Origin of the sequence: Arthrobacter caoxuetaonis, assembly GCF_023921125.1 — a bacterium.
Taxonomy (GTDB): Bacteria; Actinomycetota; Actinomycetes; order Actinomycetales; family Micrococcaceae; genus Arthrobacter_B; species Arthrobacter_B caoxuetaonis.
In genome coordinates this window covers 2,961,545-2,976,059 of record NZ_CP099466.1, presented here as the reverse complement: position 1 = coordinate 2,976,059, position 14,515 = coordinate 2,961,545, and the positions used below count along the sequence as shown (strand labels likewise).

Here is a 14,515-nt window from a genome sequence, read left to right as displayed (position 1 = left end):
GGACGGAGGTCCGCGGGCGCCGCTGCGGGGCCCTGAGCAACGAAAGCGGCAGAGGTGAGTACCAGGGATGAGTGACCCGGCAAGCCGTCAGCCGTCCGGCCACGGGCGGCACATCCCAGCGGCGTCGCTGGCGCGCCTCACCGTATACCTGCGTGTGCTGGGGACCATGATGACCGAGGGAATCGAGCGGGTATCCTCCGAGGAGCTGGCGGAGGCCGCGGGAGTCAACTCACCAAAACTCCGCAAGGACCTCTCCTATCTGGGCTCCTACGGCACACGCGGCGTGGGCTACGACGTCCCGTACCTCAGCGGCCAGATTGCTGCGGCCCTGGGCCTGACGCTGGACTGGCGCGTCGCCATCGTGGGGGCCGGGCATTTGGGGCGGGCGCTGGCAGGCTACCCCGGGTTCGGGTCGCGGGGATTCGAGGTCGTGGCCCTGTTCGACGCTGACCAGATGACCGTGGGCCAGGAAGTCGGCTGGTTGCGGATCAGCCCGGTCGATGCCATGGAAGCCGTGCTCGAAAAGACCAGGGCCAACATGGCCGTCCTGGCTGTCCCGGCAGACGTGGCGCAGCAGATGTGCGACCGTCTCATTGCAGCCGGGATCACAAGCATCCTCAGCTTCGCCCCGGTGGTGCTGCAGGCTCCGCCCGAAATCCAGATCCGCAAGGTGGACATGGCCACCGAACTGCAGATCCTTGCCTACCATGCCCAGCGCGCCCAGGTGGCGGCCCTTGCGACCGACGCCCAGGCCCGGTTGATGCGCTGAGAAGTTCAGCTTCCCAAAGTGCGGGCCCGGCCCCTCGCGAAATACCTCGCGGTGCCAGGCAGGAAAGACAGTGCCAGCCCGGTGCCGGCGATCAGTGCGGCCGCCACATGCTGTTCCGCGTGGTTCAGGACGCCGAAGAAGAGAGCTGCGGCTACCAGTGCGGCGCAGCACACCCGCGCCCAATTCCGGCCATCGCGGATTACTGAGGCCAGGAAGAAGCAGGCCCCAAAAGTCACGGCGGTCATGGCCACATCCGCAACCCTGGCGAGGACCAGCAGGGTGTCAGCCGGGACGCCAAGTTCCAGGAGCTGTGCCGTAGCTTCCGGTACTCCGCGACCAGGGTCCATGGCCGCACGGAAACCGGCCACCAGGACCACCACACCGGCTGCGAAGATCAGCAAGGCACCCGCATTGACCGCCAGCGGAGCGCGGCGGGGGGTTTTCCGGCTGGAAAGGCGAGGGGGCGGAACCGGCTGGGGAACGGGCGCCCGTTCGGGCCGGGGCGGCAGCTTGGCAGCGGGCTGGGGTGAAGTACGCATCGCTGGACGCTCGCCGCCGGCGAGTGCAGCGCCTGCGGCTGCGCCGCTCGCCGGTGGTGCTGCCGGTGCAGTCTCCGGTGCAGGGGCTGCTGCCGGTGCAGGCGCATCCGGTGTTTCCGGAGCGGAATCGCGCTCCGGCCACCCTGTCCGGGATGGCCGTACCGCCAGGCGGTGGAACCCAAGGTTCCGGACTGGTAAATGGAAGTGGCGGGAAAGAAACGTGGAACCGGCTTGCGGGGAATTGGGGGCTTCGGGAGGTGGGGTCATAGTCGTCGCCGCCTTCAAGAGACCGGAAAACAGTACTCCTACCGGGAGGTTGTCAGCTCCCTGTAGGGCAGCTAACGCTACGCCCAGGACCTGCTGCTGTGACCATCATTAGGGTGAACCGGTGCCGGAGCAGCCAAGATTTATGCCACCGGCTAGTACGGGCGGTAAGGGTTGTAATCGTGCCGCTGGAAGTAGGGATTGCTCGGCTTCAGGTAGAGCATCACGATCCCGGCTATCCCGGCCAGTGTGGCGACCAGGGACAGCAGCCCCAGCGGTGAGGCGAAGTAGGTCGGAAGGGACACCAGCAGCCCGAAAACCGAGAAAGCAGCGAAGACGGTGCCCACGATCCGGGCCCAATTGTGTCCGCGTCGAACGAAGAATGCGATCAGCACGTACATGCCCAGGCCGATCAGCCCCACCAGCACCGAGAAGGTGATCAGGAAGCCGCTGGCATCCTGCAGATCTATGTCACTGTCCCGCAGCATCTGCGTCTGTTCGGGGGAGAGCAGGTTCGGCAGGTTCAGGGACGTCAGCAGGTTGCTGATGAAGGACAGGACGCCGGCCGCGATGATGAGCCAGAAGCCAAGCTCAACCTCACGCGGCGCAGGACCCTTGGAGGACCCTGTTCCAGCAGGCGAGGGGTAGCCCGAAGGCTGGGCAGCCTGATATCCGTAGGGTCCCTGGCCATACTGCGGCTGGCCAGGTGCCTGCCCATATTGGCTGGGCTGCCCGTACTGCCCCGGCTGCCCGTACTGCCCTGCCTGCCCGTACTGCCCCGGCTGTCCGCCCTGCGGGGCGGCTGGGCCAGCCTGACCGTCTTCCTGCCCGGCATGGGGCGGAGCGGACGGCTGTTCCGGCTTGCTGTACTGCCCGTAGCGGGGCTGCTGGCGCTCTTGTTCGCCTTCCACCGCGGAGTCCGGCGGGGGAGTTTCCCGCGGAGCGTCGGGATCGCTGGGGTCAGGGATGTTTGGAGTGGTCATGGGGCCCGCCTGCCGTTTGGTGCCTGCCGGCGGGTGCCGGCAGGCAAGTGTGCCCATCTGCGAAGTCAGGTGACAAGTCTATCGCCGGGGCACTGGCGCGGCACCGGCGCGGACACACTCTCCGGTCGTGGGCGGGGAAACTGTGGATTAAACAAGCGTGGACCGGAACACCCGTCGGGGGTTCCGGTCCACGGCTCCTGCACTGGGACTAAGTGACTGGGGCTAAGTGACTGGGACTAAGCGGCGACGAACGCAGCGTCGACGTTGATGGTTACCTTGTCGCCCACCAGTACGCCGCCGGTCTCCAGGGCAGCGTTCCACGTCAGGCCGAATTCCTTGCGGCTGATCGAGGTGGTTGCGGAGAATCCGGCGCGGGTGGCGCCGAAGGGGTCAACGGCCACACCGTTGAATTCGACGTCCAGGGTCACGGGGCGGGTGGTGCCTTTGATGGTCAGATCGCCCGTGAGCTTGTAGCTTTCGCCCGAGCCTTCCACGTTGGTGGCGGTGAACGTGAGTTCGGGGAACTGCTCGGCGTCGAAGAAGTCCGGGCCCTTGACATGGGCGTCGCGGTTGGCGTCGTTGGAGTTGAAGGACGAGGAATCGATCGTGGCGGAGATCTTGGAGCCGGCAAGGGACTCGCCGACTTCGAGGACAGCCGAGACCTTGTCGAAATTGCCGCGGACCTTGCTGATGCCGGCGTGCCGGACGGTGAAGCCGACTTCGCTGTGGGAAGCGTCGAGGTTCCAGGTGCCTGCGTTAAGTCCGGTAGGGATCATGGTGGGGTAACTCCTGTCGTGGATCACCGGGCGGCGGTCGCCTGCCCGGCTATTAGATGCAATTGCATTGAGTCTTACACATAAAACTCAAAGGTTCAACTGTTTGTGAAGATTTAATCTTCACCGGCGTGTCTGCGAGACTTGGAATCATGTCGCGTGCCTCGATCCACCTCGTCCGCCATGGAGAAGTCTTTAACCCGGACGGTGTCCTTTACGGGCGCCTGCCCGAGTTTCACCTCTCAGATCTGGGCCAGGAGATGGCCCGCCGCGTCGCCTCCCACTTCCAGTCGCAGAAGAACGACGGCGCCAAGCTGGTGCACCTGGTTGCCTCACCGCTGACCAGGGCGCAGGAAACGGCCGCACCCATCGCAGCTGCCCTGGGCCTGGAAATCGAGACGGACGAGCGGATCCTCGAAGCCGAAAACCGTTTTGAAGGACTCTCTGGAGTGAAGAGCCGGCTGCGCAGCCCGCGCTACTGGCCGCTGCTCCGGAATCCCATGAAGCCTTCCTGGGGTGAGCCCTATGTCCAGCAGGTGGACCGCGTCATGGCTGCCGTGCAGGACGCCCGGGTCCGGGCACTGGAAACAGGCGGCGACGGCGCCGAAGCCGTCCTCGTGAGCCATCAGCTGCCGATTTGGGTCACCAGGCTTGCCGCTGAGGGGCGGCGGCTGTGGCATGACCCGCGGAACAGGGAATGCACACTGACCTCCGTAACCACCCTGGATTTCGAGGGCGACGTGTTGTCCGGCGTTCGTTATGCGGAGCCCTCCGCGGACCTGCTGCCCGGGGCAGCGAACATCCCCGGCGCATAATACAATTACTACGCGTTGTAGAAGTGGCCCTCCCCTGCCGCGATGAAAGCTGGAAATCCGTGAAGAAACCTCAGAGCGACAACCAGTCCGATGCCATGCACCGCAGGTCCTTCCTGCGGATTGGTGCCGGGCTGGCCGTAGGCGTGCCCCTGGCCGCCGCCCTGGCCGGATGCACGGTTGAGGACCCGCTTGCCGCCCAGGCCAAAGCCGGAGACAACAAGAACTACATCGCCGGCGACGGGTCCGTCACGGAATACGCAGTCTCCGAACGCGGTGAGCCCGTTAAACTGTCCGGAACCCTTTTTGACGGCACTACGGTGACCAACGCGGACTGGGCGGGCGACGTCGTCGTCCTTAATTTCTGGTACGCAGCCTGTGCGCCGTGCCGCAAGGAAGCTCCTGACCTCGTGGAACTGCATGAGCAGTTCTCGCCCGAAGGCGCCCGGTTCTACGGCGTGAATATCCGCGACGAGGCCAAGACGGCGGAAGCCTTTGAACGGAACTTCGCCATTCCCTACCCCAGTTTCGAGGACCGCAACGGGGACGTGCTGCTCGCGATGACGGGCTTCGTACCGCCGCAGGCTGTGCCGACAACGCTGGTGCTTGACCGTGAAGGCCGGGTCGCTGCGCGGATCCTGGGCCTGGCTGAAAAGGGAACGCTCAAGACCCTGATCAGCGACGCGCTGGCTGCGTAGCCGTGCCGCCCCTGCTTCCCGCCGCGCTGCCGGCCGCCAACGTCTTCGCGGAAACGATCCTTAACGGGTCGATGCTGCTGGCCATCCCGGTGGCGATCCTCGCCGGCCTGGTTTCCTTTCTTTCCCCCTGCGTGCTGCCGCTCGTGCCCGGATACCTGGGATACGTGACGGGGCTGACGGGCATTGACCTGGAAAAGCAGCGCCGGGGGCGGATGCTGACGGGCATTGCACTCTTTATCCTGGGGTTCTCCGTGGTTTTTGTCGCCATCGGAGCCGGGATCGGACAGCTCGGGGCATGGCTGCGCGGGCCGGACCAGGCCTGGATTCCGCAGGTCCTGGGCGTGCTGATCATCCTGATGGGCGTGATCTTCATGGGTGGGCTGTCCTGGTTCCAGCGCGACCGCAAGATCGAGGCACGGCCGCCGGCCGGCCTGTGGGGCGCACCCCTGCTGGGCATCACTTTCGGTTTGGGCTGGGCACCGTGCATGGGGCCGACCCTCTCCGCAGTCCAGCTGCTCTCCTTTTCCGGCGACGATGCCTCGGCGGCCAAGGGGGCATTGCTCACGTTCGTCTACTGCCTTGGCCTGGGACTGCCCTTCCTGCTGATTGCCCTGGGCGTCCGGCGCGGGATGGGCGCACTGGGCTTCTTCCGCCGCCACCGGCTTGCGCTGCAGCGTTTTGGCGGCGGCATGCTGATCGCGCTGGGGCTGCTGATGGTCACCGGCGTCTGGAATGTTTGGATCAACCAGCTCCAAGGCTGGTTGGATAGTGTCACCCTGCCCATCTGATGAGCATGTCCCATGTCCGAGACTCCGGCCGCCAGCTGGCCGGAACCCGACTCCACAGAACAATGAGAACCAGTTGAAACCTGAACCGGACAGCGAAGAGATGCAGACACCGCCCTCCGGCGCGCCGTCTGCCAACGCAACCACGCCGCCTGCCGGCAAGCCGGGGAAAAAGAAGGCCGACGACGTCGCCCTTCCCTCCCTCGGCCTGCTGGGCACGCTGCGCTGGGCGTGGACCCAGCTCACGAGCATGCGCACGGCGCTGTTCCTGCTGCTGCTGCTGGCGGTGGCGGCGGTGCCGGGTTCACTCTTCCCGCAGCGCCCGGCCAACCCCGCAGCTGTCACGCAGTACATTCAGGACAACCCGGGCACAGGACCCTGGCTGGACCGCTTCCAGCTGTTCGATGTGTACTCCTCCATCTGGTTCTCGGCCATTTACCTGCTTCTCTTCATCTCCCTGATCGGCTGTGTGATTCCGCGCGCCAAGGTCCATTGGAAGGCGCTGCGCTCCAAGCCCCCGAGGACTCCCACGAAGCTTTCGCGGCTTCCGGAATACGGAACCATGGTGGTTCCCGCCGGCACCGGCCTCACCGCCGGGCAGGCAGCCCGCGACGCTGCCCAGGTCCTGCGCAAGCGCGGCTACCGGGTGGAGGCCCGTGACCTGGACTCGGACCGTCCCTCCGTGGGCGCCGAACGCGGCTTCGCCAAGGAGACCGGCAACCTTGTCTTCCATGTATCGCTGATCGGGGTCCTGGCCTCTGTGGCGATCGGCGGGCTCGTGGGCTACAACGGCCAGCGCGTGGTGGTCGAAGGGGACACCTTTGTGAATACCCTCGTGGGTTATGACACTTTCAGCCCCGGCACCAACTTCTCCGAGTCCCAGCTGGCCCCGTACTCCCTGACCCTGGACGACTTCGACGTCACCTTCGACCGGCAGGCCAACGGCAACGTCCAGCCGCTGGACTTCACCGCCAGCGTCACCGTGCAGGAAGACCCCGATGAGGCTCCGCGGTCCGAGACGCTGAAGGTCAACAAGCCGCTGAGCATCGGCGGAACAAAGGTCTACCTGGTGGGCAACGGCTACGCGCCGGTGGTCACGGTGCGCGACGGCGCCGGAGACATCGCCTTCCAGGGCCCGGTGGTAGGCGTTCCCACGGACGGCGTCTACACCTCCCTGATGGTGATCAAGGCACCGGACGCCAAGCCCGACCAGCTCGGTTTCGTCGGGTTCTTCCTGCCCACCGCCATGCTGGACCCCGAGGGTGTCGCTTTCTCCGGCGACCCCGATCCGGTCAACCCGCAGCTGAACCTGAACTCCTACTACGGCGACCTCGGCCTGGACAACGGTGTCCCGAGCAATGTCTTCGTCCTCGATACCGACGACCTCACCCCCTTGAACAACAGGGACCTGGATGCCGGCGGAATCGTGCTCGGCATGAACCAGATCTATGACTTGCCCGAGGGCAAGGGATCGATCAGTTTCGACGGACTGCTGCGCTACGCAGCTCTGGACATCCACTACGATCCGGCCAAGGTAGGGGTGCTGATCTTCTCGGTACTCAGCCTTGCCGGACTGTCCGCTTCCCTGTTCCTCGCCCGCCGACGGGTGTGGGTGCGTACAGGGACCAGCGGGGATGGCCGCATAATGGTCGAGTACGGTTTGCTGGCCCGCGGCGAGGATCCGCGCCTTGAAGCCGAAGCCGAAGCCCTGCGCGGTTTGCTCGAAAAGAAGTGGCTGGCGGGCGGACCCGCCGCAGCACAGGCGGAAGGCCCGGGCGACCTGGCTGACGCATCAGTGGCCGGCAAGGCCGGACGCACGGAAGAAACAGGTAAGGACTCCTAATGCCCTCCATCGACTACCAACTTGCGGAGTACAGCGACCTCTTCATGCTGCTCGCCGCTTTCACCTACACGGTGGCGTTCCTTGCGTTCACCTGGGACCTGGCTAAGAGCAGCAAGACCCTGAAGGCGATCGACCAGAAAGCTGCATCCGCAGCACCGGCGCAGCGCGTCATGGCGACCGCCGGCGCTCCTGCGGGCCCTGAAGGATCAGCACGCCAGTGGGGAGGCGGCGAAGCCGTCACTGCCGACGATGCCATGGGCTACACCGGTGCGCGCCGCAACGCTGCCCGCGTTGCCGTGGCCCTCACGGTGCTTGGCACGCTGATCCATGCCGCCGCCGTCGTCATGCGCGGCATGGCCGCCCACCGTGTGCCGTGGGGCAACATGTACGAGTTCTGCACCACCGGCGCCCTGGTGGTTTCCGTGATCTTCCTGCTGGTACTGCTGCGGCGGGACCTGCGTTTCCTCGGTACCTTCGTCATCGGCCTGGTCCTGATCATGATGATGGCTGCGACCATCGGCTTCCCGACCCCGGTAGGCCACCTCATCCCCGCACTGCAGAGCTACTGGCTGATCATCCATGTGTCGGTTGCCGTCATTGCTTCGGCGCTGTTCACGCTGACCTTCGCCATGTCCGTCCTGCAGCTGCTGCAGGCCGACCGCGAGGCCAAGGTCCGTGCCGGAGCCAAGGAGCGCCTGGCGTTCCTGAAGATCGTTCCGTCCGCCCAGTCGCTGGAGAACTTCTCCTACCGCATCAACGCCGTTGCATTCGTGCTGTGGACGTTCACCCTGATGGCCGGCGCCGTGTGGGCCGAACAGGCCTGGGGCCGTTACTGGGGCTGGGACACCAAGGAAGTCTGGACGTTCGTGATCTGGGTTGTCTACGCCGGCTATCTGCACGCCCGCGCCACCCGCGGCTGGACCGGCACCCGTGCCGCCTGGCTCTCGATCGTCGGCTACCTCTGCGTGGTCTTCAACTTCACCATCGTGAACGTCTACTTCGCCGGGCTGCACAGCTACTCCGGCGTCTAGGCACTGCCTTCGGGCGGCGGGGATTGCGCCTCCCACCCTGTCCCCGGCTTTCGCAGAACCCCGTTCCGGCTTCGGCCGGGGCGGGGTTTTCAGCAGCTCACGGTGCCCGCTCACAGGTGTAGATGTCTCCGCCATCTGCGGTCAGGGACAGTTGGTGTTCCCCGGCGGGCGCGGACGGCCGGATCCCGGTGGCGGCGTGCTCCGCCAGGTCTGAGACGAGTCGATTCACCTCGGCGCCCAGGGCCTTCAGGTTCTCGCTCTCTCCCTCGGTGTATCCGTCCTTCAGGTAGGTGTAGGCGCTGTCCACTTTCTGGGAAATGAGCTGGTTTAGCTCTTCGGCTTCGGCGGGTGCGATAAGGCGGACATCCCAGGCCGCTTCAACGGCCGTCCGGTAGGACTCTTCGACGTCGGCCCGTGCCTGTGCTTCGCCGTCGCTTTGGGATTCTGCGGCTGCCGCCCATGTATCAAGGTCCACCAGGAAGATCTGCGTTGCACTGGCATGGGAGGAGTATCTGTCCAGCCGCTCATCGCGCAGGAAACTTTCGCGTTCCTGCTGGCCGCTGACGACGATACCGATGGCCGTGCCGGCCAGGGCCAGCCCGCCCGTTATCAAACCGGCCCAGACAGGGCCAATGTCCACACTCCATTTCCTGGCATGCGCTCCGGAGGAGGCCGCCGCGGCCTTCCGTTCGGCATCAGGGCTGTCGGTCATGTGATAGCTCCCTTCAGACCCGGGAGATTTCAGGCCCCGGGACGCCAGCCGCCACGACGCGATGCAGGAATTGTACGTCCGGCGGCCGGGCATGGAACGCTGCGTCCGAAAAGATCGCAGGGCAAGCAAAAGCCCCGCTCCGGATCCGGAACGGGGCTTTTGCATTGGAGCTTGAGCTAGTTGCTGCTGGGCTTCTCGTCGTCGTTCTGCTTTGAGCGCTTCTCGCGGTCGGCCAGTTCCTGCTCGCGGCGCTTGAGTTCCGCTTCCTTCTCTTTCTGCCGGCGGCGGATCTCCAGGTTGCGGAGGAACTCGGGATCATCGTCCGGGGCAGTGGGGTGCCGGTTGGCACGGGGCCTGGGCTCCGGCCGTCGGCCCGGCCGGCCGAAAAGGAACCACAGGATGGCACCCAAGACCGGCAGCAGCACAATCGTGGCGAGCCAGGCCGGCTTGGAGATGCTGCGCACTTCCCGGGCAGAGGACATAAGGCAGTCAATGACCGCGTAGATGATGACGGCTGCGACGACGATGACGCCGAGGAGTACGAGGCGGGGCATGACCCCAGTGTAGTGGAGTGAGCTGAGGGCTGACTGGGTGCTGTTCAAGGCAATCTGCGTGACCTCCATGCCCGGCCGTGCGATCCGGAAGGCAGGGTCCGGGCGTGCCCGTAGAATAGGAACGTGGCTTTCTGGAAATTTACCGCTCTCCGCCTTGGTCTGGTGGCCGTCTTCTTTGTTGCAGGGCTGTACCTGCAGCTGGGTCTCGTGCTGTCTGCCCTGGTGGCAGCGGTCCTGGCCTGGTGCGTTACGTACCTGTTCTTCCGCGATATGCGCGACGCCGCTGCCGTCACCCTGCAGAGCCGTTTCAGCGAAAAAACTCCGCCGTCGCGCAACCGGGCAGAGCTCGACGATTCGGCGGCCGAGGACTCCATGCTGGACAGCAATCCGGACGTCACAATCGACGCCGACCGCAAACCCCGCGAGAACTGACACCGGACCCTCCGTGCGTCCCTGTTAGGGTCGACGGACAGTCCTACCCGCCAAACGCCGGGTAAGCAGTGGGGGAGCGCATGGCAAATACAGAACTCAGCAACCGATCAGAGCAGAGCGAAAGCACCTACAACCGGCGCTGGCTGCTCGCAGTGATTGCCGGCCCGCTGGCCCTGGGACTGACTGCCGCAGGGTGGATGGCCACGGTGGCCGGCAGCCTTCCCGACCAGCTGGCGAGCCACTGGGGCCCCGACGGTGTCGACGGGTACTCGTCGTTGTGGGGCATGGCGGCCGTTGCGGTTTTTGCCAGCGGAGGAACCGGTGCTGTCGTCGCGGGCCTGTCCGTCCTGACCCGTGGCTATTCGGCGGTCATTGCCCGCATCGGGGTTGGGCTCGGAATCGCCCTTGGCGTGCTGATGACTGGTCTGGCCGTCGCCGTCGTCGCCGGACAGATTGGGCTCGCTGATGCTTCACAAGCTGAGATCGATTCCCCGGTGATGTGGATATCCGCCGTCGCAGGCTGTGTGGCCGGTGCTGTCTGCGGCTGGCTGTACAGGCCTGGGGAGGTGGACCGTACTCCCGACGCAGATACTGTGGCCGCCGACGCCGACGCAGCCAGTGAAGACTCAGCCGTAGCCGCAGCTGCGCGTCGGGCTGCCGCCAACCGGGAAAGCATGGTCATCAAGATCTCAATGGGGCCGGTCAGCTGGCTGCTCAGCCTGGGCACCGGCGCCGCGGTAGCCATGAGCCTCGTCTTTGTCCATCCGGCCCTGGCCCTGCTGGGGCTTCCCGCCGCCGCGCTGATCTGGATCTTCTGCTCGGGAAATGCAGTAATTGACGACGCCGGCGTGCGGGTTCTGGCTGGTGGGTTCTGGAAACTGATGCCGCTTGAATACCGGGAAATCACCAGTGTGTCCGTGCAGGATATACAGGCGCTGGACTTTGGCGGCTGGGGCTACCGGATCAGCCCGGCCGGAACCGGGTTCATTGTGCGCAGCGGTCCCGCTCTGATCCTGACAGGCGGCTCCAGGCCGAAGTGCGTCATTTCGATGCCGGACGCCGAGACCGCCGGACGTGCCTGCTCTCTGGTCAGGGCTTACGGGGCTAGCTAAGCCAGCAGGCGGGTCAGCACCAGGGCTAGTCCGTAGATCACGCTGAAGCCCAGGTTGATCAGGCCGGTCTGCTTGAGCACCGGAATCAGGCTGCGGCGCTTTTTGCCCTTGAGCATCAGCCAGCTGGGCATCAGGCACGCAGGCAGCAGCAGCAGGACCAGCAGCACCCACGGGTAATCGCCCACCAGCAGCAGCGGAAGCAGCAGTGCCAGCGCGAGCATCATCACGTAACTGATCCGCGCGGCGTCGTCCCCCAGACGTACGGCCAGGGTCCGTTTACCCGACTCTCGGTCGGTGGGAATGTCGCGGACGTTGTTGGCCATCAGGAGCGCTGTGGCGATCAGGCCGGTCGAGACGGCACCGATCCATGCCGCGCCGCTGACCTGCCCGGCCTGGGTGAACGTGGTTCCGAGCGTCGCCACCAGGCCGAAGAACACAAAGACGAAGACGTCGCCCAGGCCCATGTAGCCGTAGGGGTTGCGCCCGCCGGTGTAGCCCCATGCAGCGGCGATGCAGCCCACTCCCACCAGCAGCAGGAACCAGGCCTGGGAGAGGACCACGAGTGCCAGGCCTGCAGCCATGGCAACACCGAAACAGGCGAACGCTGCGTACTTGACGTGCTTCGCCGCGGCCGCGCCCGAACCGGTGAGCCGCAGCGGGCCCACCCGGTTGTCATCGGTGCCGCGGACGCCGTCGGAATAGTCGTTGGCATAGTTCACGCCCACCTGCAGGAGGATCGCCACAACGGCGGCCAGCAGGGCGTTCACCCAGCGGAGGCCTCCGAGGTCATACGCCGCTGCCGTACCGATGATGACGGGGGCAACCGCCATCGGCAGAGTCCTCGGACGTGCTCCTTCGAACCATTGCGCCGGTGTGGCCACAGTTAATCCTTCTTCGTTGGCTTTTTTAGGCTGATGCTGGCCGCCAGGATGCGCTCCTGCCGGCCAGCTTCATTCTCCCGCACGGCCGCCGGGAGCGCGAAAACGCCTTCCACCGTGCGTCGAGAGGCCAGTTACGGCTCATCCCAGCGCTGAGAAGAGCCGTAACTGGCCTCTCGATGGGGTGGGCTGGGAGGGGGAGGGGTGAGCTGGGCTAGCCGCGGGCGGCGGCGAGCAGCCTGCGGATGGCCACGCGGTCGGTCTTGCCGCCGGGCAGCAGCGGCATCCGCTCCAGTTCCACAACGACCTTCGGGACCGCCGGCGCGCCAAGGACGGAGCGGATCGTGTTCCGCAGCCGGTCAGCTTCCACGGAGCCGACGACGACGATGCCCACGACGGCGCCCCATTCGGGGTCCTCAAGCCCGAGGGCAACTGCCTCGCGGACCTCGGCGAGCTGCTCGGCCGCGGCGGCAACGGCAGTGCCGGAGACTTTGACCCCGCCGGTGACAATGACGTCGTCGAGCCTTCCGGAGACGGATACGGTTCCGTCTGCGGCAACGGACCCGGTGTCATCAGTGCGGAACCAGCGCTTGCCGGAGTGGAAGGCGAACCGCTCCGCAGTGAGCTCGGGAGCACCGAGGTAACCGTCGGCCAGCATGTCCCCGGCGATCCACAGCCGTCCCTGGTCCTCCTGCACATCGACGCCGGGCAGGGGAGCCCCGTCGTACACGCAGCCGCCCGCGGTCTCGCTCATGCCGTAGGTGCGCACCACATTCAGGCCCAGGGCAGCGGCTTCGGCCAGCAGCGCCGGGCTGGCGGCCGCTCCGCCGAGCAGAATCGTGTCGAACCTGCGCAGCACGGACAAGGTGTCCTCCGCGGGATCGGTGAGCAGGCGGTGCAGCTGGGTGGGAACCAGGGACGTGAGCCGTGTGCGGTCTGTCATCGCCTGGGCCGCCGTTGTGAAGGCCTCCGGGCTGAACGGGGATCCGGTGTCCAGCAGGACCGGCTCCGTTCCGGCAAACAGGGAGCGGACCAGGACCTGGACACCGGCAATGTAGTGGACCGGCAGGGCCAGCAGCCACTGGCCGTCCCTGCCCAGATGCATCGCCGTCGCCATCGAGGAGGCCGCAAGGGCATCGGTGCTGAGCATGGTCTGTTTCGGGGTCCCGGTGGAACCGGACGTACTGATCACCAGCGCAATATCGTCATTGGGCAGTTCCCCGGTGAAGGTCTGCGCCGGGTCAGCATGCGGAGCCACGGCAGGACCTTCCCCGGCCAGCGCTGCTGCCAACGGGGGCAGCAGGTCACCGGCATTGAAGCCGGCGGGAGTGTGGACGGGAAGCAGTTCCATGGCGTCCTAGAAGTAGTAGGGGAAGGAGGACCAGTCCGGGTCCCGTTTGGCCAGGAACGCTTCCTTGCCTTCGACCGCCTCATCCGTCATGTAGGCCAGCCGCGTCGCCTCACCGGCGAAGACCTGCTGGCCGGCCAGGCCGTCGTCGGGCAGGTTGAACGCGAACTTCAGCATACGGATCGCCTGGGGGGACTGCCGCGCGATGTCGGCGGCGTATTCCAGGGCCACCTTTTCCAGGTTCTCGTGGTCCACGGCTTCGTTCACGGCGCCCATGGCCACCATGTCCTCGGCGGAATACTCGCGGGCCAGGAAGAAGATCTCACGGGCACGCTTCTGCCCGATCTGGCGCGCCAGCAGCGCCGAACCGTAGCCGGCGTCGAAGCTGCCCACAGTGGCGTCGGTCTGCTTGAACTTGCCGTACTGGCGCGAAGCGATGGTCAGGTCCGCCACCACATGCAGGCTGTGTCCGCCGCCGGCAGCCCAGCCGTTGACGACGGCGATGACCACCTTGGGCATGGTCCGCATCAGGCGCTGGACCTCCAGGATGTGCAGCCGTCCGGCGCGGGCCGGATCGATGGTTTCCTGGGTCTCCCCGTCTGCATACCGGTACCCGTCCCGGCCGCGGATCCGCTGATCGCCGCCGGAACAGAAGGAGTGCCCGCCGTCCTTCGGCGAGGGACCGTTGCCGGTCAGCAGCACTGTCGCGACGTCGGGGGTCATCCGGGCATGGTCCATGGCCCGGTACAGCTCGTCAACGGTACCGGGACGGAACGCGTTGCGGACCTCCGGGCGGTTGAAGGCAATCCGCACCGTGGGAAGGTCACGCACGACGGCGCCGTCGGCGTCGCGCTCCACCTGGCGGTGATAGGTCATGTCCTGGAAATCGTCGAAGCCGCCAACCACCCTCCACTGCCGGGGATCGAAGATGTCAGAAACCTGCTCGGGAAGATGTGTGCTCACGGTCTCGAGTTTATCGCGG

The 14,515-nt window shown here is 65.9% G+C and carries 16 protein-coding genes; 8 read left to right on the top strand and 8 right to left on the bottom strand.

The annotated features are described in order from the left end of the window. The first annotated feature begins 67 nt into the window (after nucleotides 1-67). Nucleotides 68-769 carry a redox-sensing transcriptional repressor Rex gene (locus tag NF551_RS13750; RefSeq protein ID WP_227894104.1) on the top strand — a complete coding sequence of 234 codons (702 nt, stop codon included), beginning with the start codon at nucleotides 68-70 and terminating at the stop codon, nucleotides 767-769. 5 nt (nucleotides 770-774) lie between these two features. Here the strand turns inward: NF551_RS13750 and NF551_RS13745 are convergent, their stop codons facing one another. The 3 genes from NF551_RS13745 to NF551_RS13735 all read right to left on the bottom strand — a co-directional run bounded on the left by NF551_RS13745 (nucleotide 775) and on the right by NF551_RS13735 (nucleotide 3,331). Continuing rightward, nucleotides 775-1,308, bottom strand: coding sequence for a hypothetical protein (locus NF551_RS13745; RefSeq protein ID WP_227894105.1), 534 nt, complete (start codon nucleotides 1,306-1,308; stop codon nucleotides 775-777). Between the two features lie 419 nt (nucleotides 1,309-1,727). Continuing rightward, a complete protein-coding gene (locus NF551_RS13740; RefSeq protein ID WP_227894106.1) occupies nucleotides 1,728-2,555 on the bottom strand; it encodes a DUF4383 domain-containing protein in 828 nt (275 codons plus the stop codon). Between the two features lie 236 nt (nucleotides 2,556-2,791). Further along, nucleotides 2,792-3,331 carry a YceI family protein gene (locus NF551_RS13735; protein ID WP_227894107.1) on the bottom strand — a complete coding sequence of 180 codons (540 nt, stop codon included), beginning with the start codon at nucleotides 3,329-3,331 and terminating at the stop codon, nucleotides 2,792-2,794. A 149-nt stretch (nucleotides 3,332-3,480) separates the two neighbouring features. Here NF551_RS13735 and NF551_RS13730 point away from each other — a divergent pair, with 149 nt between their 5' ends. From NF551_RS13730 to ccsB, 5 genes are all read left to right on the top strand, one after another. Continuing rightward, nucleotides 3,481-4,143: a histidine phosphatase family protein gene (locus NF551_RS13730; RefSeq protein ID WP_227894570.1), complete on the top strand. Its 663-nt coding sequence runs from the start codon at nucleotides 3,481-3,483 to the stop codon at nucleotides 4,141-4,143. A 95-nt stretch (nucleotides 4,144-4,238) separates the two neighbouring features. Further along, nucleotides 4,239-4,838, top strand: a complete 600-nt coding sequence (locus NF551_RS13725) for a TlpA family protein disulfide reductase (RefSeq protein ID WP_227894571.1) — start codon at nucleotides 4,239-4,241, stop codon at nucleotides 4,836-4,838. A 71-nt stretch (nucleotides 4,839-4,909) separates the two neighbouring features. Next, nucleotides 4,910-5,626 carry a cytochrome c biogenesis CcdA family protein gene (locus NF551_RS13720; protein WP_227894572.1) on the top strand — a complete coding sequence of 239 codons (717 nt, stop codon included), beginning with the start codon at nucleotides 4,910-4,912 and terminating at the stop codon, nucleotides 5,624-5,626. Between the two features lie 100 nt (nucleotides 5,627-5,726). Next, complete coding sequence (gene resB / locus NF551_RS13715; protein WP_227894573.1) at nucleotides 5,727-7,466, top strand: cytochrome c biogenesis protein ResB; 1,740 nt, start codon at nucleotides 5,727-5,729, stop codon at nucleotides 7,464-7,466. Further along, nucleotides 7,466-8,497, top strand: coding sequence for a c-type cytochrome biogenesis protein CcsB (gene ccsB / locus NF551_RS13710; protein WP_227894108.1), 1,032 nt, complete (start codon nucleotides 7,466-7,468; stop codon nucleotides 8,495-8,497). Before resB ends, ccsB begins: the two co-directional genes overlap by 1 nt. Before the next feature lie 97 nt (nucleotides 8,498-8,594). On the opposite strand, the gene NF551_RS13705 is transcribed toward ccsB, so the two are convergent. Further along, on the bottom strand, nucleotides 8,595-9,209 hold the full coding sequence (locus NF551_RS13705) for a hypothetical protein (RefSeq protein ID WP_227894109.1): 615 nt from the start codon (nucleotides 9,207-9,209) through the stop codon (nucleotides 8,595-8,597). Nucleotides 9,210-9,385: 176 nt separating this feature from the next. Beyond that, nucleotides 9,386-9,763: a PLD nuclease N-terminal domain-containing protein gene (locus tag NF551_RS13700; RefSeq protein WP_227894110.1), complete on the bottom strand. Its 378-nt coding sequence runs from the start codon at nucleotides 9,761-9,763 to the stop codon at nucleotides 9,386-9,388. Between the two features lie 123 nt (nucleotides 9,764-9,886). On the opposite strand from NF551_RS13700, the gene NF551_RS13695 reads away from it, so the two are divergent. Next, entirely contained in the window at nucleotides 9,887-10,195 is a 309-nt protein-coding gene (locus NF551_RS13695; protein ID WP_227894111.1) for a DUF4229 domain-containing protein, read from the top strand. 80 nt (nucleotides 10,196-10,275) lie between these two features. Further along, nucleotides 10,276-11,307 carry an SdpI family protein gene (locus NF551_RS13690; protein ID WP_227894112.1) on the top strand — a complete coding sequence of 344 codons (1,032 nt, stop codon included), beginning with the start codon at nucleotides 10,276-10,278 and terminating at the stop codon, nucleotides 11,305-11,307. On the opposite strand, the gene NF551_RS13685 is transcribed toward NF551_RS13690, so the two are convergent. From NF551_RS13685 to NF551_RS13675, 3 genes are all read right to left on the bottom strand, one after another. After that, nucleotides 11,304-12,188 (bottom strand): 1,4-dihydroxy-2-naphthoate polyprenyltransferase, encoded by an 885-nt coding sequence (locus NF551_RS13685; protein WP_227894113.1) that lies wholly within the window; start codon nucleotides 12,186-12,188, stop codon nucleotides 11,304-11,306. The two genes, NF551_RS13690 and NF551_RS13685, sit on opposite strands and share 4 nt — an antisense overlap. A 211-nt stretch (nucleotides 12,189-12,399) precedes the next feature. Further along, on the bottom strand, nucleotides 12,400-13,536 hold the full coding sequence (locus NF551_RS13680; protein WP_227894114.1) for an AMP-binding protein: 1,137 nt from the start codon (nucleotides 13,534-13,536) through the stop codon (nucleotides 12,400-12,402). A gap of 6 nt (nucleotides 13,537-13,542) precedes the next feature. Continuing rightward, nucleotides 13,543-14,496, bottom strand: coding sequence for a 1,4-dihydroxy-2-naphthoyl-CoA synthase (locus NF551_RS13675; RefSeq protein ID WP_227894115.1), 954 nt, complete (start codon nucleotides 14,494-14,496; stop codon nucleotides 13,543-13,545). Nucleotides 14,497-14,515 lie beyond the last annotated feature (19 nt).

Excerpts from the sequence above, each read along its gene's own strand:
- NF551_RS13750 (WP_227894104.1), top strand. The coding sequence starts at position 68 with ATGAGTGACCCGGCAAGCCGTCAGCCGTCCGGCCACGGGCGGCACATC.
- NF551_RS13745 (WP_227894105.1), bottom strand. The coding sequence starts at position 1,308 with ATGCGTACTTCACCCCAGCCCGCTGCCAAGCTGCCGCCCCGGCCCGAA.
- NF551_RS13740 (WP_227894106.1), bottom strand. The coding sequence starts at position 2,555 with ATGACCACTCCAAACATCCCTGACCCCAGCGATCCCGACGCTCCGCGG.
- NF551_RS13735 (WP_227894107.1), bottom strand. The coding sequence starts at position 3,331 with ATGATCCCTACCGGACTTAACGCAGGCACCTGGAACCTCGACGCTTCC.
- NF551_RS13730 (WP_227894570.1), top strand. The coding sequence starts at position 3,481 with ATGTCGCGTGCCTCGATCCACCTCGTCCGCCATGGAGAAGTCTTTAAC.
- NF551_RS13725 (WP_227894571.1), top strand. The coding sequence starts at position 4,239 with ATGCACCGCAGGTCCTTCCTGCGGATTGGTGCCGGGCTGGCCGTAGGC.
- NF551_RS13720 (WP_227894572.1), top strand. The coding sequence starts at position 4,910 with ATGCTGCTGGCCATCCCGGTGGCGATCCTCGCCGGCCTGGTTTCCTTT.
- resB (WP_227894573.1), top strand. The coding sequence starts at position 5,727 with ATGCAGACACCGCCCTCCGGCGCGCCGTCTGCCAACGCAACCACGCCG.
- ccsB (WP_227894108.1), top strand. The coding sequence starts at position 7,466 with ATGCCCTCCATCGACTACCAACTTGCGGAGTACAGCGACCTCTTCATG.
- NF551_RS13705 (WP_227894109.1), bottom strand. The coding sequence starts at position 9,209 with ATGACCGACAGCCCTGATGCCGAACGGAAGGCCGCGGCGGCCTCCTCC.
- NF551_RS13700 (WP_227894110.1), bottom strand. The coding sequence starts at position 9,763 with ATGCCCCGCCTCGTACTCCTCGGCGTCATCGTCGTCGCAGCCGTCATC.
- NF551_RS13690 (WP_227894112.1), top strand. The coding sequence starts at position 10,276 with ATGGCAAATACAGAACTCAGCAACCGATCAGAGCAGAGCGAAAGCACC.
- NF551_RS13680 (WP_227894114.1), bottom strand. The coding sequence starts at position 13,536 with ATGGAACTGCTTCCCGTCCACACTCCCGCCGGCTTCAATGCCGGTGAC.